Origin of the sequence: Amycolatopsis sp. NPDC051372 (assembly GCF_040682095.1) — a bacterium.
Taxonomy (GTDB): domain Bacteria; phylum Actinomycetota; class Actinomycetes; order Mycobacteriales; family Pseudonocardiaceae; genus Amycolatopsis.
The window spans coordinates 1-26,259 of record NZ_JBFBAF010000005.1 but is presented as its reverse complement, the minus strand read 5'-3'; the positions used below and the strand labels follow the sequence as shown (position 1 = coordinate 26,259).

Sequence of the window (26,259 nt, the reverse complement as noted above, 5' to 3'; positions counted from 1 at the left end):
ATTCGAGAGGAGGCGAGATGGGCTACCGAGTTCACGGCCGAACCGTTCCGGCCGAACCGCCGGGCGTCGCCCCGATCTCCTACCGCAAGTTGCTCGCAGCCTGCTGGTCGGGGGACCTGCCCGCCGAGCAACTAGAGCCGGTGGACCGCGAGACCCTCGTGTACGACCTGTGGTCGGCGGGCTGGACCGATGTGGAGATCGCGACCCACACCCGCCTCACGACCTACACCACGGCCCGGATCCGCGATCGTCTCGGACTGGTTCCGCGCCTTCCTCGTCTAGTGCGGACGGAGCCTGTCGCTCGTGGCGCGTAGTCATGCCCGTCTGCTGTTCACCGTCTGGCAGGGACTGTCAGATGTGGACGGTGACGCCGCGAAGCTCGCCTACTTCGCGGTGATGACGGAACCGCACACCACCCAGTGCGGCAGCGGGCCCGTCCGGCTGGGCCGGTGGATGAAGAGCCTCGGGTGGTCCGAGGAGGAGACGTTGAGGGACGCGCTCGACGAGCTGGAGAAGAAGCGCAAGGTGTTGATCGACTGGGATACGGACGAGTTCCTGCTGCGTTCATTCATCCGCTCCGACGAGGTGTGGCGGCAGCCGCAGGTGCTGCGCGGAGGGTTGAAGTCGGCGCGGCAGATCGAGTCCCCTCGGCTACGGCACGAGTTGGCGATCGAGTTGCGCCGCGTCCGCGACGAGTTCGTCGGCGAGGTCGACGGGCTGACGTGGGAAGTTCTGGCCAACGAAGTCCCGCGAGCAGCGGACCTGCTCGACGGCGGGAGCACCGAGGTCGCCCTCGACGAGGAGATCGCCGGCCGTGCCGCTGTGTCTGCGCCGCGGGCGGTGGAGGGCCGGCCGCCGGAGCGGTGCCCGAAGCACATGGCGAAGCCTGCGGCGCGCGCCTGCCGAGCCTGTGGCGCAGCGCGCGACAAGGCGCGTGAGTGGTCGCGCGCGAAGGACGACGAGAACGCGGCCGAGGCACGAGCCCGCGCGGAGGTTCGGCGCGTCGCGATCGACGCGTGCGCGCGCTGCGACTCGGAGGGCTACGCCGGCAAGGCGTTGTGCGATCACGCGCCGCGGCCTGTGCTGATCAGGAGGTCGTCGTGAAGCTGGACCGCACCGGCGACGAGGTCGTCGAGGACGAGCACGAGTGCGACGGCGGGTTCGTCGATCGTGACGCTGACCCGCCGCTGCGCCCGTGCCTGATTTGCCGCCCGCAGCTGGCCCCGCACCGGCTGCGCGCGAGGACATATGGACTGCATGACCCGATCGCTCGCGACACGCGCGAGCGCAACGAACGAGACGAGGAAGCATGAGCAACCTGGTGGAGCACGCCCGGACCGAGCTGGAGTTGCTGGGCGAGGACCCGGTCTACAGCGCATCCCTGGTGGCGACGGTCGCGGCGTTCGCGTCTTTCGGGCACAGCGGCGGATCGGCGGCGTGCGCTCGCGAGCAGCTGCACGCGCTGCTCGCATTCGAACCGCTCACGCCGCTGACCGACGACCCGGATGAGTGGTGCGACGTCGCCGAGTACGGGCCCGGTACGCCTCTGTGGCAAAACCGCCGCAACCCGGCCGCGTTCTCCAACGACGCCTGCAAGCACTACTGGCTCACTACCGACCCGAAGAACGATCACGACGAGCTCCCGACGTACGCCTCTGTGGCCAAGCGAACGGTGAGATCGTGATCGCCGCAGACCTGCGCCGGTCGTGGTCGCACGCCGTCGCGGTCGCGCTCGGCCACGCCTGGCGCACCTGCGCCGGGTGCGGCCGCGGCTTCAGTGACCGTGAGAACCCCACCACGGGCCACATCGAGACCATTCCAGGCGGCGAGGACGACAACCGCCTGCTTTGCCCGACGTGTACCGACGCGGGTGTCGGCTGCCGCGCGCACGGCGGCGTGTGGTGGCACGAGGGCTGCGAGTACGTGTCCGACGCCGAGGTGTGGCCGGCCGACGACGCCGACGAGGAGCCGCACCGGTCGGGGCCGTACCGGATGACGGACGCACCGACGAACCCGAACCTGCGGGCCGTCGTGAGCGCAGCCCTCGTGTCCGCCGAGGCGGCCGACTGGTCCGCCCTGCGCGAGTACTCCTCGCAAATCGTGCCTCCCGTGCCGTCGTTCCGCGTGGTCAGTGATCGGCCGGGACGAGGACCGGACGTGTTCATCCCCATGCGGTCGCGTGACTTCGAGGTGCTGCGCCGCGTTCTCGATCCCTCGCCGGAGGAGGTGGCCGAGACCCGGACTCGTGCGCAGGAACGCGAGGCCCGCCGCGCCGACGAGCGCCAGGCCGTGCTCGACCGGCACCGTGACGTCCTCGCCGCCATCCCGGACGTCGACCAGAACGTTCTGATCCGTGACCTGCTCCGCGCGCACGCACCGGTGCTGGGCGGCGCCGGCGAACTGGAGTGCCGCGGATGCGCGCAGGTGCCGGGCTGGGACAGCGAGGACGGCGAGTACGAGGCGCGCTGGCCGGAGGCGCCGTGTCCAACGTGGACGACGATCACGCGCCTTCACGCTGATGGCTCAAGCCCTACGGAGGAGAACCACTGATGCCTGAGCAGATCTTGAACGCCATCGAGCGGCCGCACGCGGACATGGAGGCCGCGATCGAGTGGCTCGGCCGCGAGCAGCAGCGGCAGTGCGACGTGGTCATGCTGACGCTCGGCCCGCTCTACAACGACGAGCACCACCACTGGTCTGTCGAGAACCTCGCGCAGAAGGCCGCGGCGGACATCACCAGCGGGACGAAGCGGGATGCGTCGATCGACCCTGGCACGGTCGGTGCGATGGCCCGGATCATCGAGCTTGCTGGGGCGGAGAAGCGTCGCGCCGACGCCGCAGAGGCGAACTACCAATACTGGCGGACACGTTCCACCAACGTCGAAGCCCGTGCCTCGTCGTGGTGGGAGGCAGCGAAGACGTGGTGCGAGGCCGCCACCGGCCACAACAAGCGCGCCGACGAGTTCCGCGAACAGCGCGAGGATCAGAAGCGCCGCGCCGATGCCGCGGAGGCGGAGCTCGCCGAGACGAACCGGCTGTTGACCGACTACCAACGCGACGTCGTTGCCTGGAAGCGCGAGCGTGACGAGGCCCGGTCGAAGCTCGACGAGATCCGCGCCGTTGTCGACATGCCGGCTCAGAAGCTGGCGTCTCACTGGACCAACTGGACAGAACTGGCCGAGCAGGCCGACGCCGAACGGTCCCGTCGCATCCGCGAGATCGTCGAGCGCACCACCACGGAGGCCGGCCGATGAGCAAGCGCGAGTACTACATCCACCTGAACTGCATCCCGGGCTGCAAGGAAACCAGCTTCTCCGTGGTGCCGAACATGCGAGAGCGGGCCGAGGCCATGGCCCGCTACGCCAAGAACCCGTGGCGCTGCTTCCGGCACGGCAAGCCGGATGAGGTGCTGTCAGCCGACAACGCCAAGACGACAGCAACCGTCGTCGTGTGCGAAGAAACCTACGGCAAGTTCTGGCGCGAGGAAGGCCAGGAGCGCGGAGGCAACGGCATCAGCTACGGCCCCGGCTTCCGCGCCATCGCGAAGGACTTCCCGGCCGGCACCAGGCTGACGATCACGGCCGTGGTCGAAACCCCGGAAGAGAGCGAGGCAACCCGATGAGCGACCAGACGCCCCGCGTACCCGACCAGCCGGACGGCATCGAAGACGACTCGTACGACCTTCCCGACAAGGCGCGCGCCGCAGGCAGGGTGAACGAGTTTCTGGCGTGGTACGGCGACGGCCGCCTCCATCCGTGCGTGCTTCCGGGAACTGAGGACGAGATGCCGCCGCTATTCGCCCGCGATTTGCAGGCTCTGACCAATGCGGTACTTGCCCCACCCGTTCTCGCCGCTCACGGCTCAGTGGTGGAGCACCAGCCGGCACTGGACAGCGGGCCGTGCGAGGTCGAGCCGAAGCACGGCGGGCGGTGCACGATGATCGGCGACCGGTGCGTCTCGATGCACTGCCTCCGCTGCGGCGAACCGACAGGGCCGCAGGGCCACCTGGGCTGCACCACGGAGGCCGGCCGATGAGCTACTGCCGCTGGTCCACTGACGACTTCCAGTGCGACCTGTACATCTACGAAGACGCCCGCGGCGGCTGGACCATCCACGTTGCCGGGAACCGGGTGGCGTACACGCAGCCTCTGCCCGAACCGATCGAACTGACGGACACGAACTTCGACGAGTGGTGGGCACGCCACAAGCTCGTCGGGGAGATGGTCGACCGGGCCGACCGTGTCCCTATCGAGTTGCCGCACGCGGGCGAGGCATTCAACGAGTTGACCGCGGGCGCGGCAGCAGACCGAGTACGCGAACTGCGCAACCTCGGTTACCACTGCCCCGATCGCGTGGAGCAGTCACTCCGCGAGGAAGCCCAGGAGGACGGCCGTGGCTGACCAAGAGTTCACGCCCGACCAGATCGAGCACGGCATCGCCTGCGCCGTGTCCGAGCGCAATTTCGACGTGATCCCGAGCCTCGTGAAGCTGCTCGCGATCCAGGACCCGTCGCGCGCGCAGAAGGTGCTCGACGCACTCCGGGGCCGCGTCACGCTTCACCTGGCGATCACCGGAGAGGAATCCGACCGTGACCGATGACTTCTACGCGCGCGCCGAGCAGCAGTGGCGCGGCACCAACCAACGTCGAGACGCCGTCACCGGCCGCGTCGTCCCGCTCAGCGCAGGCGACCGCGTCGACATCGCGCAACTCGCGGAACGCATGCGCGCCGCCGACGTCGCGGCCACGCCGGCCGATCGCTGCGAGCGCACCGAACTGCCGAAGGACTCGTGCGCGCACTGCCGGCCTGGTGGCGACCGACGGCCGCCGACCGTGGACAACCGGGCCCGCCTGTTCACCGCGTCCTACCCCGGAAAGTGCGTCGCGTGCGGCACTGCCTTCCGCCCCGGCACCACCATCGAACGCCTGCCCGACAAGCAGGGCTTCGCGGGTCCGTGCTGCGCCGAGGTGAACGCGTGACCGTCCGCACCCGCCCCCAGGTCGGCCCCGGCCCGGCGCCGATCCAACCGATCCCGTGTGAAGTCTGCGGCCAACGCGGACTCATCTTCCCGCGCGGCGAGATGCCGACCTGCATCTTCTGCACGCCCCGCCCCACCCAGAAACGAGCCGCCGCATGACCCGCAACCGCGCCTCAGCCAAGGCCGCCGGCACCCGGTTCGAGACCAGCATCGCCGCCTACCTCGCCGAGCACGTCGACGACCGCATCGAACGCCGGACCCGCAACGGCGGCAAGGACCGGGGTGACATCGGCGGTGTCCGCGCACCCGGCGGCGGCCGTGTGGTCCTCGAGTGCAAGGACGTCGCGCGCACGGACCTCGCCGGGTGGACCAGCGAAGCTGACGTCGAGCGCGCCAACGATGACGCCATCGCTGGGTTCGTCGTCCACAAGCGACGCGGCGTCACCGACCCGGCGCGCCAGTACGTCACCGGGACGGTCGCCGACCTCGTCGCGCTGCTCACGGGGGAGAGACGTTGAGCGCGCGCTGCCGCCGCCCGAAGTGCGGCCGGCTGCTGCGCACTGAGGAGTCGATACGCCGTGGCTACGGTCCGGTGTGCTGGCGCCGCGAGCACCCTGCCGAGCCAGCTGCCGCCTCGACCGTGGCCCACCCGGTCGACCCCAACCAGATCCCCCTACCCCTGGAGACCCCGGTGGATGACGTCAACAGCTTGATCAACCAGCGGCTCGGCGAGTTCCAGAAACTCGCCGACCAGACATCCGAGGCGATCATCTCCGGCGCGACCGAACCGCCTGCCGCGTTCGCGTTCATGCTCCGCAACTTCGTCGAAGCGACCTACCTGGCCGTGCTTGCCCAGGTCAAACCGGACCTCGCCGAGGCCACCGCCGCGTGGCTGAAAGACGCGACGGAAGCTGCCGACGGGACTGTGCTGGAAGTCGCCTACGAGTGGCGCCAGCAGATCGCCGCCGGGGACACGCTGTGGCTGCCTCACCTGATCCTCGAGCGCCTGTAACCCGCCCCCAACCACCGTCCAGGAAGGACACGGCCAGTGATCGACATCGTGGACCGGATCGACGAGGTGACGGCGCCGGCGTGCGGCTGGTGCTCAAAACCGCTGTCCCCGATGGGGGCTTCGCTCTACTTCTGCGACATTGACCCGAGCCGGTCGAGTGAGCAGCAGTGCCAATACCGTTGGCACGCCGAGCGCTCCGATCGGCTGGTCGGCTATCGGGAAGCTGGGCACGACTTTTTTGCGGACGCCGTCCGCACGCTTGGAAACCGTACTCAGCCGGTGCCGGGCACCGAGCGTGAGTGGCGGGAGTTCGGACACGTCGTCGACGGACCGCCGAGCCTGATGTTCACGCCTGCAGGACGGCCCGGCCGGTCACCCGCGGAAATCCTCTGCGACATCACCATCGACTTGCGCCCGTTCATCGAGGCGATCAATCGGGCCACAGCGCAGCTCGCACGCGCGGTCGCTCTGCCGTTGCCGTTGCTGCTTGGCCAGCCCGTCGACGACGAGACCGCGATGCTGGGCGCGGAGCCCAGCGAGTTCGTGGTGGACGAGCCGTACCGCGCGGAGCAGATGCGGGCCGCGCTCGAAGCACGCCGGAACCGGAACACCGGGCCACGACAGCAACCCCGCGCCCCGAAGCGCATCGACGCGAGGAGGACCCGTTGAACAACCAGTGCGCCACCGGGTGCGGCCGGCCGGCCGACACCGGCCTGTGCCGCAGCTGCCTCGACACCCTGCTGCGCGCGCTCCGCGACGTCGAATGGCTGCTCCCCGAACTCGACGTGACTGTCGCCCGCCAGTCGAAGGCATCCCGCGGCAGCATCGGGTTCGTCACCGGAAGCGGAGGACAGGTCATGCCGCTGCACCTCGGCGCGTCGAACCTAGTCGACGACCTGCGCGATTTTCTCTCCGGCTGGGTGCACAACCTGTGGGAGGACTACAGCGTCCGCTGGTGGGTGTGCCAGGGCTGTGGCGCCGAGGACCAGACCGGCGAACGCCAGCACGCCGCGCCGTTCGAAGGCACGGCGTGCGGCAGTACGCGATGGGAGCCGCACCGGCACCCACTCGACCTCGCCATCCACCCGCTGCCGCTCTCGCGGTGGCTCCTGCGGCATCCGTCGTGGCTTGCCTCGGCCCCCTACGCCGAGGAGCTGAACAGCGAGATCCTCGGCCTCGTCGAGCGAGGGAAGCGGATCGTGTCCGGCCCGGTCGACCGCGTGTACCTCGGCATCTGCTCGGCGGACCTGCACCTCGGCGACGACGAAAACGGTGACCCGATCGCGTTGTGTCAGCGGGACTTGTACGGGCTCGCGAACCGCGCGTACGTCGTGTGTCCCGACTGCGGTGTGGAGTGGGAGATGCAGGCCCGTAGGGACCACATGCTCGAAGCGATGCGCGAGCAGTTGCTCACCGCGACCGAGCTGTCTCGCGCGCTGCCGAACTACCTCGACCGGCCCGACGACAAGCCGGTGACCGCCGCGATGATCCGCGGGTACGCCAAACGCGGCCGGCTCGTCGCGCACGGCGAATCCGCGGCATCCGAGGACGACCTCATGGACGGCGTCGAGCAGCTGCGCCGCGGCCGCGCCTACGCCCCGCGGTACCGCGTCGGGGACCTGCTCGACTTGCTCGAGGCCCAAACCATCGCGGAGGCTTCGTGAACCAGCGCAGCCCGAGCGTGAGGAACTCAGCCTCGACGTGGCCGCGCGATCAGCCGTCCCCGCGCAACCCTCGGCGAAGCCGGATGACCATGACGGCCGAACTACGAGCAGTGGGTGACCGACGGTCAGCGCGTCGAGGCCGCATGCCGCCATGTGCGGTCTCAGGTCGGCATCGGTCGGCGGGTGGCCGTAACGGATGTGTCCCTTCTGGGGATCATCCACGTGCTCGGTCGCGATACGGAGGGGGACGCGTGTGACAGGTCGGCGCTCGTACGCCATGGACGGCGTCGGCGGCACGTGGAACTGGTACACCCGCGACGGGGTCAACATCCCGAAGAAGGAGATCGGCGAACAAGTCGAACGAATCCGTGCCCGCGACAGCGGTGACGCTAAGTTGTTCCTCGCAGCGGTCGTTGAGCAGCTCGAGCGTGCCAAACGTGGACAACTTGTCGAGCCCGACGAAGTCAAGATCGCCATGTGGCGTGCGCGGGGTATCAACGAGATCCGCTGGGCGCTCGACAGCGGGGCGTGGCGGATGTACTTCTGTGAGCCCCTGCGCCTACAGCGCGATCGGGTGATGGTGGCGCTGCTGTTCGGGCGGAAGGTCACGCTTGACGAACAGGATGAGGACATCGACGAGGCAAACGAGCGCTACGCCTGGTGGGGACGAGCGGCCAATGGCTAGTATCGGCTGTAACCGATATGGAGGGTTCTGATGAGCGAGCTCGACGAGCTGTTCGGCATCGATCTGAACGACCCGGAACAGCAGCTTGCCCGTGAGCTCACCCGCGGCGACTTCGCGTGGATCGACCAGCTGGTCGGTCTCCGTAGGCGACTCGGCCTGAGCCAAGCTCAGGTCGCTGAGCGTATGGGACGTTCACAAAGCGTGGTCTCCGACATCGAGACGATGAGCACTGATCCGCGCCTCTCCACCTTGCGGCGCTACGCGATGGCGCTCGGAGCGGTGGTCAAGCACCGAGTGCTTCCTCACACCGCCGTCCGTGTGGTCTCCTCGACGGCAGGCATTCAGGCCTCCAGCCCCGTTGACACAGGCTCGGCGATCGGCAGCGGCTCAACCCAGGAGAGCCGGCGAACCGGTCTACTGGCGTCCACGCGATGAGGCTCTACCTGGCGATGGTGGACTACGCCCAGGGATCGTCGAATGCCAAGGTGAATGCGATCGGACTCGGGTGGTCCCAGACGATCACGCCCCTTCCGCACCATGGGCTGGCGCTGTTCATTGACTTCGACGCCAGCGAGATCGGCGAGATCGAGGCAGACTTCGTTCTTCTCGACGATGCAGGTGAAGTGGTGAAGGACCCCGACGGCTCTGAGACCAGGGTCAAGCTCGGCATGAGGCCCGACGTAAACCCGGATGCTGAGCCCGTCGCGACGACGGTTCCACTGACGCTCGACATCGGCGCGGGGATGCCGCTACCGGCCGGCAAGTACCGGTGGCGGGCCACGGTTACTCGAGGCAACGACGTCAGCGAGACGGAACGGCCATTCACCGTGAGAGACCAGGTCGGCGGCCAGGACGCCACGCCGTAACCCGCCCCTGCTTGCCGCTGACCAGCGGCGAACGTTCCATTCTGACGGCCCTGACATCTGCGTGATCCAACTTCCCAGCGTTGATCTCCGGCGGCCGGTGTGCGACGGTGGAAACGCAACGCCCACAACTGAATATCGTCAAGTCGACGTGTGGCCCGGCATCCCGTAGGTGCCGGGCCGTTCGTCTGAAAGCGAGCACCGATGCACCAGCTCCACCACGGGGATGCGCTGTCGCTCCTGTCCACTCTCGACGCCGGCACCGTCGATGCGGTGATCACCGACCCGCCGTACAACTCCGGCGGCCGCACAACCGGCGAGCGCACTACGAACAGCGCGCGCGGCAAGTACGTCAGCAGCGACGCGAAGCACACCCTCGCGGACTTCGGCGGCGACAGCCGCGACCAGCGCTCCTACACCCACTGGCTCACCCTGATCCTGACCGAGTGCCTGCGCGTCTCCCGCGAAGGCGCGGCCGCTCTCGTCTTCACCGACTGGCGCCAGCTGCCGACGACGTCCGACGCGCTGCAGGCCGCCGGGTGGACATGGCGAGGCGTCGTCGTCTGGCACAAGCTGATCGCCCGGCCGCGCCGAGGTGGGTTCAGTCAGAACACCGAGTACCTGCTGTGGGGCAGCAACGGGCCCGTGTTGGCCGACCGCAACCCCGTGTGCCTGCCCGGCCTCGTGTCGGGTTCGCAGCCGCGCGGCGATGCCCGCCAGCACATCACGCAGAAGCCTGTCGACGTGATGCGGCAGCTCGTGCAGATCTGCCCGCCCGGCGGCACCGTGCTCGACCCGTTCGCGGGCGCCGGCACCACCGGGGTCGCCGCGCTCACCGAAGGCCGGCGCTTCGTCGGCATCGAGCTGTCCGAGCACTACCACAGCGTCGCCGCACAGCGGTTGTCCGACAGCGACTCGCCCGATCTTGACCGGGAGGACTAGACCGTCTCGCCGTAGCCCTCCCACCTCAACCGTGGAACGCCTCGAGGGGCCGCCTCATGTGAGGATGCGCTGTGGCTCGCCGTTGCGGATGCGCCTCCACCGCCGGCCCCGGACGTCCGTGAAGGAGAACGCGATCTCGACATAGCTCGGATCCATTTTCACGCTCTCGTCATCTTTTTTGAAACTGATTGCGACGTTCTCCTCGGCGCTGGGGCCTAGTATCGCGAGCTGGCGGGCGCCGTCGAGGATCGCTTTGATCGCTGTCGACTTCGGCGAAACGGCCTCGATCTCGACCTCCAAGACGGCGTCGTGGCCGTGGTTTGAGAGGACCACGGTCTGACGAGGAACCGACGCGACCTTCCCGGCCCAGGTGATGTAGTGAGATCGTTCCGCGAGTACGGCGGTCACTGTTCGGGCCTGGGCCCTCTCCTCGTCGCGCCGCTCGCGGTTGCGCAACCTGGCTTCGCGAACCGCCAAACCGAGAGCGACCAGGACGGCGAGGACGGACGCGACCGCGCCGGCCCACTGACCCCAGCCGGCGAAGACGTCAGCGTCAATGCCCCAAACAGTGGCGGAATGTGCAGCCTGCCCAGTGAAGAAGTGCTCGTGCATTGACGGATGTTCGCACCTGTGGAGCCGGGGCGGTGGTCACGATCATGTCAAGCCGTCGCCTCTCCGGTAACAACCGGCGTGCACCGGCCGACTGACGGTCGGCCACACGTCGAGGGGAACCCGCCGCAATGATCTACCCACCGGAGGACGTACTCCTCGAGCTCGGACGCGTCACGTGGGCAGCGATGGCGCTGGAAGGCGACGTGCTTCGAGTTGCTCGCCGCGTGGACCCGAAGTTGCAGGGCGAGTGGCGCGTCGGCGAGTGCGTGAAGAACGCTCGCAACGCGATGGCCGAGTGGCCGGCTAGCACAGAACGCGACGAGATCAGCGCATGGCTCGCCGACTCCAAGACCGCGCTCGATGAGGAGCGCAACGAGTTGTTCCACGGCGAGCAGCTGACGCTCATCAACTTCGCCGCTGGGACCTACACGCCGATGGTTGGCGTCATGCCGCTCGAAGCGACGAAGAACCGGGCGGCACGGCCGTACCGCGAGCGGCCGCTCACCGCGGCCCACTGGCAGGAAGCGCACGCGCGAATCGTGCAGCAGCACGAACTGTGGACGCACATCTTGCTGCTCCTCGAAGTGGTCCCTCGCTAGCGGGGAGGGCGAATGGCGAGGGTTTGCCGAACCCTTCGCCATACCCTTCGAATGGGGGATGCCGACCACAACATCTTGTGGTGCCGAACCCTTCGCGAACCCTTCGGAACATTCACCCATACGAAGGATTCGGCGAACCCTGAGTGGTAGTGGTAGTGGAAGTGGTTCTGTTACGTCTCGTAGATGGTTGAGTTTCTGGGTCGCGCACGCGCGCGTGCATGCGCGAGGCCCGACCAGATCGCCACAAGATCACACCAACGGGGAATTGCCAGCGACCAGCGCGAACGCAAAGATTCCCTAAGATCCACAGGATTGCCACGGTCAGAGCCCAGCTCCCAGCGATCCAACCCAGGGGCTAAACCAGGCGCCTAACGTCCACGCCCCGGACGCCACCCCGGTCGCGCCGCTCCCGCGATGCACGCCCCATCCACCACGGCGGTCGGTCAAATGCAGGGCAGGCCGCCCAGCAGCCCACCTCCGGGAGGCGAGCACCGTTGGCAGGCCACCCCACCGCCACTACGAACCAGCCCGCCGACCACACCCACGTCCCCGGCGCGCCGTACCACGACGACCACCTGTGCGACGCCGTGCTGTGCAGCATCTGCGGCATCCCCGGCCGCGTCCTCGACGACGGCACCTGGGCAGACCTCGACCTCACCTGACCCAGCCGGAGGCGACACCGTGCCGGTCCACACCTGCACCCGCCCCGGCTGCGGCGAACCATCAGACACCCCCGGCCGGCGCGGTCCCTGCGAACGCCACCGCGCCGCCGACCAACGCCACCGCGCCCGCACCACACCGACCAAGCGCACCCGCGACTGGACCGAGATCAACCGCCGACGCGCCGCCGTCAAAGCCCACGTCGACGAGCACGGCTGGAACTGCCCCGGCTACGGCCGGCCCAGTCACCCCAGCCACGACCTCACCGCCGACCACGTCACCGCCATCGCACGAGGCGGCGACCCACGCGGCCCGCTCGCCGTCCTCTGCCGCGGATGCAACGGGCGCAAGGGTGCACGCTGAGCGGGCCTGAGCGCGACGCACCACCGATCACCGGCCAACCACACCAGCCGACCCGCACGACGCGGCACACGGCACACGTGGGCCGCACCACCACGGGCAGCACGGGGCGGGCGAGCACCAGCCACCCCGGCCAGCGCCCATGGCTCAGCACCCGAACCTAGATCAACAGCACGGGCACGTACACCGCGCTGACCAGCACGAACAGCGCGAAGCAAGATCGAAAAGCGAAGTCGATCAAGGCTCTGACCTGCATAAACGCGGTGGGGGGAGCCCCCTCCCCCCGGGCCAAACGCCCTTCGCCTCGGGCAAGGGCAGATCTCGCGCGGACGACTTTTCCGACTTTCCCCCGAGGCGGTGATCATCGATGCGGCCTGCCCCGATTCCCCACGACGCGGTGTGGCCCGGTGCCCGGCGCGTGGTGCTCTCCGCTCCGAACGGCGACCTGACCGACCCGGACATCGCGCCGGTCGAGATGGTTGCGGACTGCCCTCCGTCGCTCGGCGCCGTCCGGTACAGCGCGCGGTGCATGCTCGAACCGGGCGACCTCGAGAAGCTCGTCGACGGCGGCCACGTGTGGGTTTCCTTCTACGGCCGGGTCCCGCCGTTCTGCGTGGACGTCACCGACAAGGACGGGCGGTGAGCACGATGAGCGATCACAGTCCCCGCAGCGCGTCCGTGCTGCTGTCCGGCGCTCTGGCCCATCTCGACGTGATCCAGCCCCCGGACCTTCGTGGCCCGGTGCGGGACATTCTGCGTGCCGGCATCGAGCTCTGCGTCACGTCCCGGTCGCTGCTGGGCAAGCCGATCCTGCCGGCCCTCAACCTGGCGCAAGCGGTGATGAACGCGGCGGCGTTCCAGGACGACGACGATGTGCTGCGGGAACGTCCGTGAGCAAGTTCGATCCCGCCGAGTTCCGGATCGCCGACGACGGCGAGCACGTCGAGTTCCGGCACCCGTGCTCGGCGAACGGTGGCCTCGACCCGGACCCGGCGTTCGCCGCACTCCCGATCGGCAAGAACGGCTGGAGCATCGAGCAGCGGGAGCCGCTGACCGTGCGGCCGTCGATCAACTGCAAGCGGTGCGGCCTGCACGGTTGGATCACCGACGGACGGTGGGAGTCGGTATGAGCAGGGACGGCCGCTGATGGGCAAGCGTGGCATTCCACCGGCACCGACCGCGCTGAAGGTGCTGCACGGCGTGAAGCCGTCCCGGATCAACCACACCGAGCCGAAGCCGGACACCGGCGAGGTCGTTCCGCCGCGGCAGCTCGATCCGCGTGCTCAGGCGATCTGGGATCGGCTCGCGCCGGACATGATCCGCAAGGGCGTGCTGACGCCGTGGGACGTCGACTCGTTCGCGACGTTCTGCTCGATGGTGGTCGTCAACCAGGACGCGATTGCCGACGTCGAGCAGAACGGCACGAGCATGACGACGGTCGTCCGCGAGCTTCAGAACGGCGAGGTGATCTACGACCTGCGGAAGAACCCGGCGTGGCAGGTGGCCCGGGAGTCGGCGGCGCTGATCGTCACGCTCGGCGGCCGGTTCGGGCTGAACCCCTCCGACCGCTCCCAGCTGTCGATGGGGGAGGCGTCCGGCGATGCAGACGACGACCTCCTCACCGGTTAGCGTCGACCTCGACGCGCGCTGGCGCCCGGACGACCCGACCGGGCCGGTATGTGGCTACAAGTTCCGCGAGAAGACCTGCCCGAAGTCGGGTGCGCACTACTGCGAGCCTCGCGCCGACCGGGTGGTCACGTTCTTCGCGCGAATGCTCGTTCACGTCAAGGGCCCGCTGAAGCGCACGCCGTTCCTGCTGCTCGACTGGCAGGAGTTCGAGATCATCCGCCCGCTCTTCGGCGAGGTGGAGTGGTCGAGCGAGTGGGGCACCTACGCGCGCCGCTACCGGATCGCGTACATCATCGTCGCCCGGAAGAATGGCAAGTCCGAGATCGCGGCGGCGATCCAGCTGTACATGCTCGTCGGCGACGACGAGGAGTCCGCGGAGATCTACTGCGCGGCCAAGGACACGAAGCAGGCCGGGAAGGTCTTCGAACCGGCCCTGCGCATGGTCCAGCTGTCGCCGAAGCTCTCGAAACGCCTGCAGCACATCAAGAACGCGCGCCGGCTGATCGACGAGAAGTCGGGTTCGCACTACGAGATCCTCACGGCGGACGCCGAGGGCGAGCTCGGCCACAACCCACACGCGTTCAACCTCGACGAGGTGCTGTCGCAACCGAACGGCGACATGTGGGAGGCCATGACCACCGCGGCCGGCGCCCGGCTGCAGGAGCTCAACTTCGCCACGACGACCGAGACCAACGATCCCTCGTCGTTCGGCGCCGACCTGATCGACGAGGCGGAGAAGACGCAGGAGGACCCGGCCCGCGCGCCGCACGTCTTCGCGTTCGTGCGGAAGCTGCCGAACTCGCAGGACGAGCTCGACCGGCTACACGCGACGTTCCCCGGCCACCCGCACCTTCCGGTCAATCTCGATCCGTTCGACGAGCGCAACTGGAAGTGGCCGAACCCGGCGCTCGACCAGTTCAAGTCGCGTGCCGCCATGCACCGGCAGAAACTCGACGCGCAGAACGACCCGGCGAAAGAGAACTCGTTCCGGCAGTTCCAGACCAACCAGCGGGTACAGCAGAAGTTCCGCTGGATGCCGATGCACCTCTACGGCGCGTCGGGCGGGGAATCGAACGACATCTGGCTGCGCCCGGACTACCACCGCGAGCGCCTGCGCGGAAAGCAGGCGTGGGGCGGATTCGACCTCGCGGCCACTTCGGATCTGACGGCCTGGTGCACGCTGATCCCCGAGGGCGGATGGATCCACGCTCTCTGGCGGTTCTGGCTGCCGGAAGCGGCGCTCCGGGACCTGGACAAGAAGAACGACGACAAGTTCTCCCGTTGGGTGAAGCAGGGCTGGATCGTCGCCACACCGGGCACGGTGCTCGACTACGAGCGGGTGTACGGCGACATCGCCGAGGAAGCGCGCGACTTCGACCTGCTCGCGGTCGACGCGGACAAGTGGTCGTCGGCGCCGGTGATCCAGCGCATCGAGCAGGACACCGGGCTGTGGGAGATCGAGGCGTACGCCAACGACTTCAGCTCGATGTCGCTGGGGATGAAGGAACTCATGGCGCTGGTCACGACCGGCCGTCTCCTGCACCACGGTAACCCGGTTGCCGAGTTCTGCTTCGACTCGGTCGAGGCACGGAAGGCTCCGTACAACCCCGATTTGCTGCGTCCGGACAAGCCGGACCGCGGTAAGACCGGGAAACGAATCGACGGTGTGGCCGCGGCGATCATGGCGTGCAACGCGAAGCTCCGCGAACCGCTCGACGACGCCCCACCAGCCGCCGAACGCAAGATCGTGATTTCGAGCCGGGGGAGGTCCGCATGAAGCTGTCCGACCTGACCCCGAAGGAATGGTACGACCGCCTCCGCTCGAAGATCTTTTGGCAGCGCAAGAGCGCGCTGCAGTGGTGGCAGTACATGGACCTCGAGCAGCCGCTCGTGTACGTCGCCCGGATCCTCGCCGAGCAGGACGACCGGTTCCCGCCGCTGCTGGTGCCCTGGCCGGAACTGGTGATCGAGACGTGCGTCGAGCGGATGAAGCTCGAGGACTTCCTGCTCGCCGACGAGAACCCGGTCGAGGAGCTCGGTTCGTGGTGGACCGCGAACGAGATGCCGATGCACTCGTCCGAAGCGTGGACTGCGGCCAGCGTCGGCGGCGAGCACTTCTTCATGATCGGACCGGACGGACCGGCCGGCACGCCGATGCTCACGGGCGAGTACGCCGACCAGGTCGCTGTCGAACTCGATCCGCGGACTCGGCAGCCGATCGCCGGGTTGAAGCTGTGGGTCGAGGAGGAGAGCGACGGCAGCCTCACAACCTACGGTGCGCTGTACCTGCCGAAGTGGCCCGGTCCGACCGAGCGTCGCTTCGGAAACGGCGAGGTGCACGAGTTCGAGGACGGCGAGCTGAAGAGCTCGCGCACGTTGGAGGCGTGGTCGGCGACGATCGCGAACGATCCGACGTTGCCGTCCGTGCCGTTCGTGTCGATCCTGACGCACCCGCGGCGCGGTGAGGGCCGATCCGACCTCAAGCAGGTCAAGCACCTCGTCGACGGCGTCAACCAGTTCGCAACGAACATGATGGCCGGCGGGGAGCATCACTCGGTGCCTCGGAAGTACGCCGTCGGTGTGTCGAAAAAGGACTTCGTCGACGAGCAGGGCAACGAGATCCCGCTGTGGAAGGTCGCCATGGGCGACGTCTGGGCCGTTCCCCACCCGAAGCGCGAAAACCGCAACGAGACTCCGCTTCCGGTCCAGGTTGGTCAGTTCTCCGCATCGGACCTTCGGAATTTCCACGAGAGCATGAAGGTGCTCGCCCAGTTCGTCGCCTCCAAATACGGGCTGCCGCCCGGGTACATGGGCTACACCTCCGACAACCCGCCGTCGGCCGAGTCGATCCTGTACTCGCTGGAGCGGCTCGTGCTACGTACCGAGCAGCACCACACCTGGTACGGCGGATCCGCGGTGCGCGCGGGCAGGGTCGCGTGGGCGATCATGGGCGAGGATCCGAAGAAGCTGATCGGGATCGAGTCGAAGTGGAAGAGCGCCGCCACGCCGACGATCGCGTCGGCGATGGACGCTGCGGTCAAGGGCTTGCAGGGCGGCGTCTTCGATGATGAGGAGGCGTGGGACATCCTCGGGTTCTCCCCGCAGCGAAAGGCCAGGCTCCGCGCGCGGATGGCGAAGCGTTCGGCGACGTTCCAGCGCACTGCGCTGAACCTGCGCAACATCGACGTCAACGCCGGTGCTGGCGCGGACGCTACGGCCGGCGCCGAGGTGGGCGATGGCACTGCCGTCGTCGGCGCGTGACATCGTCCAACGCGAGGCCGACGCACAGACCGCGCTGACGCAGGAAGCCCTGGCCCAGCTCGAAGCCGCGAGCCGCGCTGGCGCGACGAACCCCGAGCGGTGGCGCGACGCCATCGCCGACGCCGCCGAGGCGCTCCTTTCGCTGCAGGTGCAGATGGTCGAGGGCGCCGACGACTACGTCACTGCGCTCCTCGAGGAGCAGGGCGCGAAGATCCTCGACGCGCCGGCGCTCAACCCGGACGGGTTCGCCGACATGACCGCCGGTGGTGGGTCGTGGCTGAAGAACCTGATCTATGCGCCGATCTCCGTCGGCCGGCGGACGCGTGAGCTCGGCGTCGACGAGGCGCGGCGGCACGCCGACCTGGTCGCGATGTCGATCGTCGCGAGCGGGATGCAGGACGCTGGCCGCGCCGCGGTGACGGCGATGGGCACCGGCCGCGGTGCGACCCGGTACGTGCGCATGCTCAACGGCAAGTCCTGCGCCCGCTGCGCGATCTTGGCCGGCCGCGTGTACCGCGTCTCGGCGTTCCCGCGGCACGACCGGTGCGACTGCAAGAACGTGCCCACTGTCGAGGACACCGCCGACGACTGGCGTACGGACCCGAAGCAGTACTTCCGCTCACTGTCCACCGAGGACCAAGACGCGGTGTTCGGCGAGGCCGGAGCGCGGGCGATCCGCGACGGCGCGGATATGTCGCAGGTCGTCAACGCCTACGACGGGATCACGGTCGCGACCGCGTTCGGCCGCGAGGTGCAAGCCACGACGACGGGCACGACGCGGCGCGCGCTGTTCGGCGGGTACGAGATCCGCGCGGACGGCACGCTGCGCAAGCGCACCGACGCCGAGCTGCAGAAGGTCAAGGGCTCTCGGTACCGGCGCGCGAAGGCGCCGCGACTGCTTCCGGACGAGATCTACTCGCTCGCCGAGGAGTTCGGCTGGGACCGGGACGAGATCCTTCGCCAGCTACGGCGCTTCGCCTACGTGCTGTGAGGTGAGCGATGCGCCGGTTCGCGATCTCGACCGACCGAATCGGCCCGTCGCGGTGGTGCTGGGTCCGGGTCCATCCCGACCTCGGCGACTTCCGCGCCGCGGCGCAGCGGACGGCCCCGTGGCACGGCGCCGGGTACTGGGACGGCTGCCTCGGCTGCTTCCAGCCGGTGTCCTACCGCGAGCGCCTGGTCGACGACGAATGGGTCGGCCGGTGGCCGGCCAACGGCTACGCCGGCGTGCTGCGACTCATCCACGGCCATCTGACCTCGGAGATCGTTGCCCACGAGCTCGTCCACGCCGCCGCGCAGATCTACCGGATGAACGTCCGCGCCGACGTCCGCCTCGGCAGTGGCTGCGGCGAGCACGAAGAGCAGTTCGCCTACATCTACGGCGAGCTCTACGGCTCACTGATGAGCCGCCCCGACTTCCCCTGAGCCGCGACGGCCGGGGGAGAACACCCGCTCTGACACGCGACGTGCAGGGCAGCATCCTCGACGCGCGACGCGCGAGGACGTCACCACGGAGGAGCGCGCCATGCGCACGAACACCCTGCCCACCATGACCGATCGGGATGGCAATCCCGTGCTCCATCCCCTCACCGGGGAGCCGATCACGGCGATCGCATGGAAGAGGAACGGGCAACCGCTCTGGCCCATCATGGGCGGATCCGGCCCGATCCCCGGCGGCGGCCAGCCCCCGGTGGCGCCTGCCGCGCCGGGAACACCGCCACCCACCCCGGCCGCGCCCGGCACCCCGCCGGCCGCGCCCGCCGCCCCGCCAGCCGCCCCGGCGCCGGCGACGCCACCCGCAGCACCGGCCGGAGGCGCGACGCCCACGCCGCCCGCCGCGGGAGACACGCCGCTCGGCCCCGCCGGCGAGAAAGCGCTCGAAGCCGAACGCGCCCGGGTGGCCGAACTGACGCGGCAGCTCGCGGCCGCGAACGGGAAGGTCACCGAGTTCGAGCAGGCCGGCATGAACGACCTGCAGAAGGCACAGGCCGAAGCGGAGAAGCTGCGGACCGACCTGGCGACCGAGAAGACGGAGCGACTCCGCCTCCAGGCCGCCACGGACCACGGCATCCCCTCGACGCACCTGCACCTGCTCACCGCCACCGACGAGGCCGCGCTGAAGGCGCAGGCCGCGTCGGTGCAGGAGCTGCTCACGAAGGCCGGTGTCGCCGCGACGGCGCCCGCGCCGCTCCCCGGGCAGGGGACACCTCCGGCTGCGCCCGCGCCGACCCTCGCGGCGGGTGCGGCGCTCTACAAGTCGCCCTACAGCAAGCCCACCACCTGATCCCGGAAGGGGAATCATGGACCTCAGCATCAAGACTGAGGCGTTCCAGCAGGACGACCAGTCCTGGCTGGGGTCGGCGCACGGCACCAATGCCACGCGCACGGTCACCCTGGACGCCTCCACGTTCACCGGCCTCTACCCGAACGGCTACATCCCGTCGGGCACCGCGCTCGCGTACATCGTGGGCAGCACCACGAAGCTCGGCCCGTACGACCCGGCGAACACCACGACCGAACCGGGCGTGTTCATCGGTCACCTCTTCACCGCGGTGAAGGTCCCGACCGACACGTCGAAGCCGATCGGCGCCGCTCTCTACGAGCACGGCCGCGTCCGCGCGGCGAAGCTCCCGTTCACGTCCGGCAAGGGCTCCGTCGACGCCGCCGCAAAGGCGGACGTCAAGGGCCAGATCATCTACGTCTGAGAGGGGTGAAATAGATGCTGATCAACACCGACTACATCACCCCGGTCGAGCTGACGGGGTTCGTCCGCACCGCCTTCGCGGACCTGCAGGTCAACCAGTTCACGCTGAGCCAGTACCTGCCGAACCAGATGGTCGACGACCTCGACTTCCGCCTCGCGCGCGGCGGCGCCGGCCTGGTCGAGGCCGGCGAGTTCCGCTCGTACGACGCCGAGTCGCCGATCGGCTCGCGGCCCGGTATCGCGCGGATCTCCGGCGAGCTTCCGCCGCTGTCCCGCAAGATCCGGCAGGGCGAGTACGACCGGCTCCGCCAGCGGAAGCTCGACGGGTCGATCCGACAGGCGATCCTCGACGACGCGCTCGCGATGACCCGCGCTCTGTCCGCGCGGATGGAGCTCGCGCGCGGCGACGCCCTCGTCAATGGCTCCGTCACGATCAACGAGAACGGCCTCGCCGGGTTCGTCGTCGACTTCGGCCGCAAGGCCGGCCACTCGGTCACCGCCGGCACGCTGTGGAGCAACGTCGCGTCCGCGACCCCGGTCACGGACATGATGTCCTGGCGCGACACCTACGTCGCCACGAACGGTACCGAGCCGGGCGTCGCGGTCACCTCGCGCCGCGTCGTCGCATACCTGATGCAGAACCAGCAGTTCCGCAACCTCGTGTTCCCCGGGGCGAACCAGCCGTCGCTGGTCACGCAGCAGATGCTGCAGGATGCTCTCGCCGCGTTCGGCCTGCCGCCGATCGAGGTGTACGACGCCCAGGTGTCGGTGAACAAGACCGCGCAGCGCGTCATCCCCGACGACCGGTTCCTGTTCCTTCCGCCGAAGGACGGTGCCACGCAGCTCGGCCGCACGATGTGGGGCACGACCGCGGAGTCGCTCGAGGCCGACTTCGGTCTGGCTGGCAGCGAGCCGGGCATGGTCGCCGGTGCCTACACCGAGAAGGACCCGGTCGCGCTGTGGACGAAGGCCGCGGCGATCGGCCTGCCGGTCATGGCGAACCCGGACCTGTCGTTCGTCGCCGACGTGGCGTGAGGGGACGGCTGACATGGCGGAGCTGAAGAGCTACGTGCACGTGTCCGACGAGGACGGTCGCCACGGTGTGTTCGGGCCGGGCGACGAGGTGCCCGAGTGGGCGGCCGCGCGCATCACGAACCCGAAGGCGTGGGTCGACGGCGAGGTGCCGGCGGCCGATGCCGATCAGGGCGGTGGCGAAGGTGATCAGGTCGAGCCACCGCGCAGCGGGAAGGGATCCGGCCTCGACGCGTGGACCGCGTACGCCAAGGCCCTCGGCTACGAGGTGGCCGAAGGCACCAGCCGCGACGACATCATCGCGGCGATCGACGCCGAAAAGGAGTGATGCCGGGTGGCCACGTCCTACGCCACGGCCGCTGACGTGGCCTCCCGCCTCACCGTCGAGTTCACCGACGCCGAGAAGACGCAAGCCGCGCAGCTGATCCGCTACGCCTCAGCGATCATGCGCAAGCGTCTCGCCGACGTCGGCACGAACCTCGACACCGGGATCGCCACGGGCACGATCGAACCCGACCTCGCCGAGGCGGTATGCGTCGACGTCGTCACGCAAGCCGTCACGGTGAAGCAGGGCGTGAAGTCCGAGGCCCACCCCGAGTACACGATCGTTTTCCAGGACGCCACCGACGCCGGTTACGACCTCACCGACCGGCAAATCGAACTCCTGACCCCGGTCGCGGAAAGCGCGGACGCGGTGCGCGGCAAGGCGTTCTCCATCCACCCCGGTTAGGAACCAGCGATGGCTGACGAAACCAGCGGCGACGTCGAGATCAAGCCCACCACCAGCGAGCTCTACGGCACTGACGGCCGTACCTACTACACCGCGGCCGGCTCCGAGTTCGCGGTCAACGGGCTGCGGGACGGCACGCTTTCCGAGCGGCCGACCGCGCAGGACGGCGAGGAGGTGGCGCCCGGTGGCGCCGAAGTACGACCAGGTGGTGACGGTACGGAACCCGGGTCCGGGAGCACCGACGACGGATCCGGTGACGGGGCTCCCGATTCCATCGGCACCGGTATCGATGAGGACTCCGGCACGGCTTAGCCAGAAGCCTGTCGCGGACATCGGATCGCAGATCGAGATCGCCGGCCAGCAGTCCACTGTGGTGTCGGCGTGGACGATCCTTGTCCCGCCGTCGACGCCGCTGACGGCCGACTCGGTCGTGATCGACGAGTCCGGGCGCCAGTTCGAGATACAGGGCCAGGTCGCGCGCCGGCCCGAACATCGTCCCGAGTTCCTCGCCGCGTCCGCGCGGCTCGTGTCCGACATGCAGCAGTAGGAGAGACCCATGCCCGCAACCGCGAAGACGGTTTCGCCGGTCGGCTACCGGTCGGTGCTCACCGACCCGACCCCGACGGCGATGGACAACACCAACGGAAACAGCTTCGTCAACGGCGGCAGGCTGCTCCTGAAGATCACCGCGCCCGCCGGCGGCGGCACGGTCACCGTCGCGTTCAAGGACAAGGTCGACGGCCAGGCTGTAACGCCGCGGACCTACACCTTCGCTGCGAACCAGGTCGCGTGGATCGGCGGCTGGCCGGTCCAGTACTACGGGGCCAGCCTGGTCGCCACTCCGTCGGCGACCGGGTTTACCGTCGCCGCGCTTTCCCTGTAGCCCGTGACCAGCTCGATTCGCGTCACGGTGTTCCCGGACCAGGCTGTCGCCGAGGTGCGGCACGTGTCCACTCCGGACCGGATCGAGATCGCGCACAGCGCCGCAGGGGACGCGATCGCCGCCGCGCCCGTCCTGACGGGCGAGTACCGCGACGGCATCTCCGTCGAGGTCGCCGGTGACCAGGTGTCCCTCGTGGACAACGACCCAGACGCCTTCTACAAGGAGTACGGCACGTCGGACACCCCGGCGCACGCCGTGCTCACCGAAGCGGCCAAGGCGTACGGCAAGTACACCGGCTACCAGCCACGCGGGAGGCGCTCGTGACCGCTCCCGTCCTGCCGCACCTCGCCGGCGCCGTGCGAGCCCTGCTGCTCGCCGACGCCACGTTCGCCGCGCTCGCGCCCGGCGGCGTGGCCCCGGCGGCGCCGGCCGAGGTCACCGTGCCGTACGCGGTGATGCTGTGCTCGGTCACGCCGATCAACGCCGCGGCGGGCGCCTACCGGGGCACCGTGGCGCTCAACGGCTGCGCGGCCCGGCCTGTCGGATCGAAGCAGCCGCTGACCGCGGCGTGGGACATCGCCGCGCGCGCCGCGGCCGTGTTCGCCTGCGTCCGCAACACCGCATACGAGAACGTGCGCTACACCGCGCGTGTCACCGACGGGCCGATCGAGCTGCGACCCGATACGTCCCGCGGCGAGGCGACCCCGGTGTACGGCGCGCAGATCCGCGTCGAGCTCACGCTCCACGCCCACTAGACCCCGGCCCGCCGTGGGGCGGGGCGCCCTGCGCGGCGGGCCGGGCCACACCACATCGCCCCATGCGCCCCGAATCCCTATCCAGACCCGCACTCGCGGGACTACAGCAGGAGGACACCCCATGTCCGACTACGCGAGCCCGGCCGACGCGCGGCTCTGGCTCGACGGCGACGCGTTCCGCGCGCCCGCCGGCACCGAACTTCCGGACGACATCTTCGCGAGCGCGCTGCCCGGCTGGGACGCTTTCGGCGGCATCAAGGCCGGCTTCAGCCGGGAGCCGTCGCAGGACAACACCAACCTGACGATCTGGAACAAGCGCGGCACCTACCGGCAGAAGAAGGGCGAGAAGACCGAGTCGATCAAATTCCGCCCGGTCGACGTCTCGAAGGCCACCGCTCTCACGCTGCTCACCGGCGGCTCGATCGCCGAAACCTCGACCGGCTCGAACATCTTCGAGTGGATCGAGGGCGACGAGGAGACGTTCGCTCTGATCATCCGCGTGCAGGACGGCACCGAGTGGAAGGCGTTCTACCTCAAGAAGTCCGAGCTCGCCAGCAAGCCGCCGGAGACGATGGACGGCGAGGACATCGAAGGCTGGGATCTCGAAGTCATCGACCTCGTCCCTGACGACGGCTCGAAGTCCATCCGCAAGTTCACCTCGAGCAACCCGCTCGCCTGACCCACGGAGTAGAAAATGACGCAGGGCGCCCCCGCCAACATTCTCGACATCGACGCGTTGTTGGTCGAACGCTCGACTGACCCCGTTGTGGCGCGGCTCGGCGGTCGCGATTGGACGATCCGTCGCGACTTGACCGCCGAGGAGGTCATCGACTTCTGGAAGTTGAGCGACACGGAGACCGCAAAATCGTGGGCTCTCCTCCTCGGATCCGAAACGGACGGTCAGGAGCTGCACGACACGCTGACCGCGTTGCCGGCCCCGGTCTACGTGAACGTCTCCCGCCAGATCATCCGCGCTGCCGGACTCAGCATCGACGACGCCGACGTGTCCGCCCGCGGCGGCTCGGGAAACTCGAAGGCGTCCTGACCGCGGTCCTTGCGACCCGGTGGGACGCCGTTCTCGCGGACCTCCGACGCTTCTACCAGATCGACCTCCGAGAGGCGTGGCGGACGATGCCCGCCGTCGACCTCGTCACCCTCATCCGGCAACTGCCCGCGGAGTCACGGCTTGCGCAGCAGGAGACCGACGGGTGGGGACCCGACCAGGAGAACCAGGCTCGCCTCGTCGACCTGGCGTACTACCAGGTCGAGCGTGCCTACATTGCCGCCAACACCGACCCCGAAGATCCCGAGCTCCGGTACCAGCGGGCTGAGGCGAAACGCCGAGGGATCAAGCCGCCACCCGCGCCGATCATCGCTCCGGTCGCTCTCCGGCCGGCGCGCGTGGCTGAGCGAATGTGGGCTGAGTACCACGCCGAGGTAGAGAAGTACTCCATCCCGGATGATCGTCCACAAGGGACATTAATTCCGCTCTCCGAATATGAACGCGCTCGCGGGATCGTGACCGAATACCAGTAGCCACGGGGGTGATCACGTGGCGGGTGGGCGTATCGACATCCTCGTCGAGCCGGACACACGAGGGTTCCCGGAGAAGCTCGGCGGCAAGCTCAAGTCGGCGGCCGGACCGCTGGGCGCCGTCGCAAAGGGGATCGGTGTAGCGGTCGCCGCCGGCACCGCGCTCGCCGCCGTTGGCCTGAAAGAGGTCATCGACAAGGGCATCGAGTACCAGAACAACCTGAACGAGCTGCAGGCCGTTTCCGGTGCCACTGGTGCCCAGATGAGCCTGGTCGCGCAGACCGCGAAGGCTCTGGGGTCGGATCTCACCTTGCCGGCTACCTCGGCGGCCGACGCCGCGGCGGCGATGGTCGAGCTGGCCAAGGGCGGGCTGTCTGTCGATCAGGCGATGACGGCGGCGAAGGGCACGTTGCAGCTCGCCGCTGCGGCCCAGATCGACGCGGCCAGTGCCGCCGAGATCCAGTCGCAGGCGCTGAATGCGTTCGGCCTGTCCGCGGACAAGGCCGGCCACGTCGCGGACGTTCTCGCCAACACCGCCAACGCGGCGTCCGGCGAGATCACCGACTTCGCGCAGGCCATGGGGCAGGTCGGCGCGGTCGCGCACCAGTTCGGCCTGTCCCTCGACGAGACCTCGACGGCCCTCGGTCTGTTCGCGAATGCGGGCATCAAGGGCTCCGACGCCGGCACACTGCTGAAGTCGGCGCTCCTTGCCCTGGCGAACCCCTCGAAGCCGGCGCAGAAGGCGATCGAAGAGCTCGGCCTGAAGGTCTACGACGCGCAGGGACGCTTCGTCGGTCTGAAGTCGCTGTTCGACCAGCTGCGCACGGCGTCGGACAAGATGACCGACGCCCAGTACCAGCAGGCCACTGCCACGGTCTTCGGCAGCGACGCGGTCCGACTGGCCGGTGTTGCGGCCGGTACCACGGCGGACCAGTGGAACCAGATGTCGACCGCGGTCGGACGGTCCGGTGGAGCGGCGGACGTCGCGGCCGCGAAAACCAAGGGGCTCGGCGGCGCGATCGAGGGCCTCAAGTCCCAGGTCGAGACAGCTGGGTTGGAGATCTTCGACGCCATCGCACCGCCGTTGGAGTCGGCGACTCGTGCCGGGGCGACAGCGGTGCAGAAGCTCACCCCCGTGATCGCCAACGGCATCAAGAACGCGGTCGCCGCGGGCGAGGCGTTCGGTCCAGGCATCGCGCAAGCGCTGCAGGCGAAGGCGTCGAACCTCCGGGACATCGCGCGGCGCCTCCTGGAGCCGCTAGCTGTAGTGCCCTGTGAGGTTGTTGACCCGGGTGATGGGTGGGTGGCCGTTGAGGGCGGTGTGGGCTCGGTGGTGGTTGTAGTGGTGCAGGAATCCG

General features: G+C 68.8%; 44 protein-coding genes and 2 pseudogenes. 45 read left to right on the top strand and 1 reads right to left on the bottom strand.

Translation table 11 applies throughout. From position 1 onward, the window contains the following. Positions 1-17: 17 nt before the first annotated feature. The 20 genes and pseudogenes from AB0M56_RS09250 to AB0M56_RS09155 all read left to right on the top strand — a co-directional run bounded on the left by AB0M56_RS09250 (position 18) and on the right by AB0M56_RS09155 (position 10,143). Positions 18-314 (top strand): hypothetical protein, encoded by a 297-nt coding sequence (locus tag AB0M56_RS09250; protein ID WP_364172733.1) that lies wholly within the window; start codon positions 18-20, stop codon positions 312-314. Next, entirely contained in the window at positions 304-1,104 is an 801-nt protein-coding gene (locus AB0M56_RS09245; protein ID WP_364172730.1) for a hypothetical protein, read from the top strand. Before AB0M56_RS09250 ends, AB0M56_RS09245 begins: the two co-directional genes overlap by 11 nt. Next, on the top strand, positions 1,101-1,313 hold the full coding sequence (locus AB0M56_RS09240) for a hypothetical protein (RefSeq protein WP_364172727.1): 213 nt from the start codon (positions 1,101-1,103) through the stop codon (positions 1,311-1,313). Before AB0M56_RS09245 ends, AB0M56_RS09240 begins: the two co-directional genes overlap by 4 nt. Continuing rightward, positions 1,310-1,684, top strand: a complete 375-nt coding sequence (locus AB0M56_RS09235; protein ID WP_364172724.1) for a hypothetical protein — start codon at positions 1,310-1,312, stop codon at positions 1,682-1,684. The genes AB0M56_RS09240 and AB0M56_RS09235 overlap by 4 nt, the downstream gene beginning before the upstream one ends. After that, positions 1,681-2,550: a hypothetical protein gene (locus AB0M56_RS09230; RefSeq protein WP_364172721.1), complete on the top strand. Its 870-nt coding sequence runs from the start codon at positions 1,681-1,683 to the stop codon at positions 2,548-2,550. Before AB0M56_RS09235 ends, AB0M56_RS09230 begins: the two co-directional genes overlap by 4 nt. 44 nt (positions 2,551-2,594) lie before the next feature. Continuing rightward, on the top strand, positions 2,595-3,254 hold the full coding sequence (locus AB0M56_RS09225) for a hypothetical protein (protein ID WP_364172718.1): 660 nt from the start codon (positions 2,595-2,597) through the stop codon (positions 3,252-3,254). Continuing rightward, the gene (locus AB0M56_RS09220; RefSeq protein ID WP_364172715.1) at positions 3,251-3,622 is read left to right on the top strand and encodes a hypothetical protein; all 372 of its coding nucleotides are present in this window, start codon (positions 3,251-3,253) and stop codon (positions 3,620-3,622) included. Before AB0M56_RS09225 ends, AB0M56_RS09220 begins: the two co-directional genes overlap by 4 nt. Beyond that, on the top strand, positions 3,619-4,035 hold the full coding sequence (locus AB0M56_RS09215) for a hypothetical protein (protein WP_364172712.1): 417 nt from the start codon (positions 3,619-3,621) through the stop codon (positions 4,033-4,035). The genes AB0M56_RS09220 and AB0M56_RS09215 overlap by 4 nt, the downstream gene beginning before the upstream one ends. Then, positions 4,032-4,400 (top strand): hypothetical protein, encoded by a 369-nt coding sequence (locus AB0M56_RS09210; RefSeq protein WP_364172709.1) that lies wholly within the window; start codon positions 4,032-4,034, stop codon positions 4,398-4,400. Before AB0M56_RS09215 ends, AB0M56_RS09210 begins: the two co-directional genes overlap by 4 nt. Beyond that, on the top strand, positions 4,393-4,599 hold the full coding sequence (locus AB0M56_RS09205) for a hypothetical protein (RefSeq protein ID WP_364172707.1): 207 nt from the start codon (positions 4,393-4,395) through the stop codon (positions 4,597-4,599). Before AB0M56_RS09210 ends, AB0M56_RS09205 begins: the two co-directional genes overlap by 8 nt. Further along, positions 4,589-4,978 (top strand): hypothetical protein, encoded by a 390-nt coding sequence (locus tag AB0M56_RS09200; protein ID WP_364172704.1) that lies wholly within the window; start codon positions 4,589-4,591, stop codon positions 4,976-4,978. Before AB0M56_RS09205 ends, AB0M56_RS09200 begins: the two co-directional genes overlap by 11 nt. A 154-nt stretch (positions 4,979-5,132) precedes the next feature. Continuing rightward, positions 5,133-5,495: a hypothetical protein gene (locus AB0M56_RS09195; protein WP_364172701.1), complete on the top strand. Its 363-nt coding sequence runs from the start codon at positions 5,133-5,135 to the stop codon at positions 5,493-5,495. After that, positions 5,492-5,545: pseudogene (locus AB0M56_RS09190) on the top strand (hypothetical protein); the annotation flags it as partial. The gene AB0M56_RS09195 and the pseudogene AB0M56_RS09190, both read left to right, overlap by 4 nt. 24 nt (positions 5,546-5,569) lie before the next feature. Then, positions 5,570-5,989, top strand: coding sequence for a hypothetical protein (locus tag AB0M56_RS09185; protein ID WP_364173516.1), 420 nt, complete (start codon positions 5,570-5,572; stop codon positions 5,987-5,989). Positions 5,990-6,025: 36 nt separating this feature from the next. Further along, positions 6,026-6,658, top strand: coding sequence for a hypothetical protein (locus AB0M56_RS09180; RefSeq protein ID WP_364172698.1), 633 nt, complete (start codon positions 6,026-6,028; stop codon positions 6,656-6,658). Beyond that, positions 6,655-7,653 carry a hypothetical protein gene (locus tag AB0M56_RS09175; RefSeq protein WP_364172695.1) on the top strand — a complete coding sequence of 333 codons (999 nt, stop codon included), beginning with the start codon at positions 6,655-6,657 and terminating at the stop codon, positions 7,651-7,653. Before AB0M56_RS09180 ends, AB0M56_RS09175 begins: the two co-directional genes overlap by 4 nt. 277 nt (positions 7,654-7,930) lie before the next feature. Next, positions 7,931-8,338, top strand: coding sequence for a hypothetical protein (locus AB0M56_RS09170; protein WP_364172692.1), 408 nt, complete (start codon positions 7,931-7,933; stop codon positions 8,336-8,338). Positions 8,339-8,368: 30 nt separating this feature from the next. After that, positions 8,369-8,773, top strand: coding sequence for a helix-turn-helix transcriptional regulator (locus AB0M56_RS09165; RefSeq protein WP_364172689.1), 405 nt, complete (start codon positions 8,369-8,371; stop codon positions 8,771-8,773). Then, complete coding sequence (locus tag AB0M56_RS09160) at positions 8,770-9,204, top strand: hypothetical protein (RefSeq protein ID WP_364172687.1); 435 nt, start codon at positions 8,770-8,772, stop codon at positions 9,202-9,204. Before AB0M56_RS09165 ends, AB0M56_RS09160 begins: the two co-directional genes overlap by 4 nt. A 201-nt stretch (positions 9,205-9,405) precedes the next feature. Then, on the top strand, positions 9,406-10,143 hold the full coding sequence (locus AB0M56_RS09155; RefSeq protein ID WP_364172684.1) for a site-specific DNA-methyltransferase: 738 nt from the start codon (positions 9,406-9,408) through the stop codon (positions 10,141-10,143). 54 nt (positions 10,144-10,197) lie between these two features. Here the strand turns inward: AB0M56_RS09155 and AB0M56_RS09150 are convergent, their stop codons facing one another. Beyond that, positions 10,198-10,755, bottom strand: coding sequence for a hypothetical protein (locus AB0M56_RS09150; protein ID WP_364172682.1), 558 nt, complete (start codon positions 10,753-10,755; stop codon positions 10,198-10,200). A gap of 128 nt (positions 10,756-10,883) precedes the next feature. Between AB0M56_RS09150 and AB0M56_RS09145 the strand changes: the two genes are divergently transcribed. The 25 genes and pseudogenes from AB0M56_RS09145 to AB0M56_RS09025 form a co-directional block, all read left to right on the top strand. After that, positions 10,884-11,354 (top strand): hypothetical protein, encoded by a 471-nt coding sequence (locus AB0M56_RS09145; protein WP_364172679.1) that lies wholly within the window; start codon positions 10,884-10,886, stop codon positions 11,352-11,354. A 494-nt stretch (positions 11,355-11,848) separates the two neighbouring features. Continuing rightward, entirely contained in the window at positions 11,849-12,016 is a 168-nt protein-coding gene (locus tag AB0M56_RS09140) for a hypothetical protein (RefSeq protein ID WP_364172677.1), read from the top strand. A 19-nt stretch (positions 12,017-12,035) separates the two neighbouring features. Next, the gene (locus tag AB0M56_RS09135; protein ID WP_364172674.1) at positions 12,036-12,377 is read left to right on the top strand and encodes a hypothetical protein; all 342 of its coding nucleotides are present in this window, start codon (positions 12,036-12,038) and stop codon (positions 12,375-12,377) included. A 364-nt stretch (positions 12,378-12,741) separates the two neighbouring features. Continuing rightward, positions 12,742-13,017 carry a hypothetical protein gene (locus tag AB0M56_RS09130; protein ID WP_364172671.1) on the top strand — a complete coding sequence of 92 codons (276 nt, stop codon included), beginning with the start codon at positions 12,742-12,744 and terminating at the stop codon, positions 13,015-13,017. A gap of 5 nt (positions 13,018-13,022) precedes the next feature. Beyond that, complete coding sequence (locus tag AB0M56_RS09125) at positions 13,023-13,268, top strand: hypothetical protein (protein WP_364172668.1); 246 nt, start codon at positions 13,023-13,025, stop codon at positions 13,266-13,268. Further along, entirely contained in the window at positions 13,265-13,504 is a 240-nt protein-coding gene (locus tag AB0M56_RS09120) for a DUF6527 family protein (protein ID WP_364172665.1), read from the top strand. Before AB0M56_RS09125 ends, AB0M56_RS09120 begins: the two co-directional genes overlap by 4 nt. 16 nt (positions 13,505-13,520) lie before the next feature. Further along, a complete protein-coding gene (locus AB0M56_RS09115) occupies positions 13,521-14,003 on the top strand; it encodes a phage terminase small subunit P27 family (RefSeq protein WP_364172662.1) in 483 nt (160 codons plus the stop codon). Beyond that, a complete protein-coding gene (locus AB0M56_RS09110) occupies positions 13,975-15,780 on the top strand; it encodes a terminase TerL endonuclease subunit (protein ID WP_364172659.1) in 1,806 nt (601 codons plus the stop codon). The genes AB0M56_RS09115 and AB0M56_RS09110 overlap by 29 nt, the downstream gene beginning before the upstream one ends. Next, a complete protein-coding gene (locus AB0M56_RS09105; RefSeq protein WP_364172656.1) occupies positions 15,777-17,264 on the top strand; it encodes a hypothetical protein in 1,488 nt (495 codons plus the stop codon). The genes AB0M56_RS09110 and AB0M56_RS09105 overlap by 4 nt, the downstream gene beginning before the upstream one ends. After that, positions 17,239-18,255: a hypothetical protein gene (locus AB0M56_RS09100; RefSeq protein WP_364172654.1), complete on the top strand. Its 1,017-nt coding sequence runs from the start codon at positions 17,239-17,241 to the stop codon at positions 18,253-18,255. Before AB0M56_RS09105 ends, AB0M56_RS09100 begins: the two co-directional genes overlap by 26 nt. A gap of 8 nt (positions 18,256-18,263) precedes the next feature. Continuing rightward, positions 18,264-18,689 carry a hypothetical protein gene (locus AB0M56_RS09095; protein ID WP_364172652.1) on the top strand — a complete coding sequence of 142 codons (426 nt, stop codon included), beginning with the start codon at positions 18,264-18,266 and terminating at the stop codon, positions 18,687-18,689. A 100-nt stretch (positions 18,690-18,789) separates the two neighbouring features. Continuing rightward, the gene (locus AB0M56_RS09090) at positions 18,790-19,548 is read left to right on the top strand and encodes a hypothetical protein (RefSeq protein WP_364172650.1); all 759 of its coding nucleotides are present in this window, start codon (positions 18,790-18,792) and stop codon (positions 19,546-19,548) included. A gap of 16 nt (positions 19,549-19,564) precedes the next feature. Continuing rightward, a complete protein-coding gene (locus AB0M56_RS09085; RefSeq protein ID WP_364172647.1) occupies positions 19,565-19,969 on the top strand; it encodes a hypothetical protein in 405 nt (134 codons plus the stop codon). 14 nt (positions 19,970-19,983) lie between these two features. Continuing rightward, a complete protein-coding gene (locus AB0M56_RS09080; protein WP_364172644.1) occupies positions 19,984-21,003 on the top strand; it encodes a major capsid protein in 1,020 nt (339 codons plus the stop codon). Positions 21,004-21,016: 13 nt separating this feature from the next. Continuing rightward, positions 21,017-21,328: a hypothetical protein gene (locus tag AB0M56_RS09075; RefSeq protein ID WP_364172641.1), complete on the top strand. Its 312-nt coding sequence runs from the start codon at positions 21,017-21,019 to the stop codon at positions 21,326-21,328. A 6-nt stretch (positions 21,329-21,334) separates the two neighbouring features. Further along, entirely contained in the window at positions 21,335-21,730 is a 396-nt protein-coding gene (locus tag AB0M56_RS09070; protein ID WP_364172639.1) for a hypothetical protein, read from the top strand. 9 nt (positions 21,731-21,739) lie between these two features. Continuing rightward, a complete protein-coding gene (locus tag AB0M56_RS09065; protein WP_364172636.1) occupies positions 21,740-22,042 on the top strand; it encodes a hypothetical protein in 303 nt (100 codons plus the stop codon). Beyond that, complete coding sequence (locus tag AB0M56_RS09060; RefSeq protein ID WP_364172634.1) at positions 22,020-22,277, top strand: hypothetical protein; 258 nt, start codon at positions 22,020-22,022, stop codon at positions 22,275-22,277. Before AB0M56_RS09065 ends, AB0M56_RS09060 begins: the two co-directional genes overlap by 23 nt. 9 nt (positions 22,278-22,286) lie before the next feature. Next, complete coding sequence (locus tag AB0M56_RS09055; protein WP_364172631.1) at positions 22,287-22,613, top strand: hypothetical protein; 327 nt, start codon at positions 22,287-22,289, stop codon at positions 22,611-22,613. Between the two features lie 3 nt (positions 22,614-22,616). Further along, positions 22,617-22,937: an HK97 gp10 family phage protein gene (locus AB0M56_RS09050; protein WP_364172629.1), complete on the top strand. Its 321-nt coding sequence runs from the start codon at positions 22,617-22,619 to the stop codon at positions 22,935-22,937. Next, positions 22,934-23,368, top strand: a complete 435-nt coding sequence (locus AB0M56_RS09045; protein WP_364172627.1) for a hypothetical protein — start codon at positions 22,934-22,936, stop codon at positions 23,366-23,368. The genes AB0M56_RS09050 and AB0M56_RS09045 overlap by 4 nt, the downstream gene beginning before the upstream one ends. Before the next feature lie 121 nt (positions 23,369-23,489). Continuing rightward, positions 23,490-24,047 (top strand): hypothetical protein, encoded by a 558-nt coding sequence (locus AB0M56_RS09040; protein ID WP_364172624.1) that lies wholly within the window; start codon positions 23,490-23,492, stop codon positions 24,045-24,047. A 15-nt stretch (positions 24,048-24,062) separates the two neighbouring features. Continuing rightward, complete coding sequence (locus AB0M56_RS09035) at positions 24,063-24,413, top strand: hypothetical protein (RefSeq protein WP_364172621.1); 351 nt, start codon at positions 24,063-24,065, stop codon at positions 24,411-24,413. Positions 24,414-24,499: 86 nt separating this feature from the next. After that, positions 24,500-24,904 carry a hypothetical protein gene (locus AB0M56_RS09030; RefSeq protein WP_364172619.1) on the top strand — a complete coding sequence of 135 codons (405 nt, stop codon included), beginning with the start codon at positions 24,500-24,502 and terminating at the stop codon, positions 24,902-24,904. A 16-nt stretch (positions 24,905-24,920) separates the two neighbouring features. Next, a pseudogene (locus AB0M56_RS09025) lies at positions 24,921-25,988 on the top strand (phage tail tape measure protein); the annotation flags it as partial. Between the last annotated feature and the right edge of the window lie 271 nt (positions 25,989-26,259).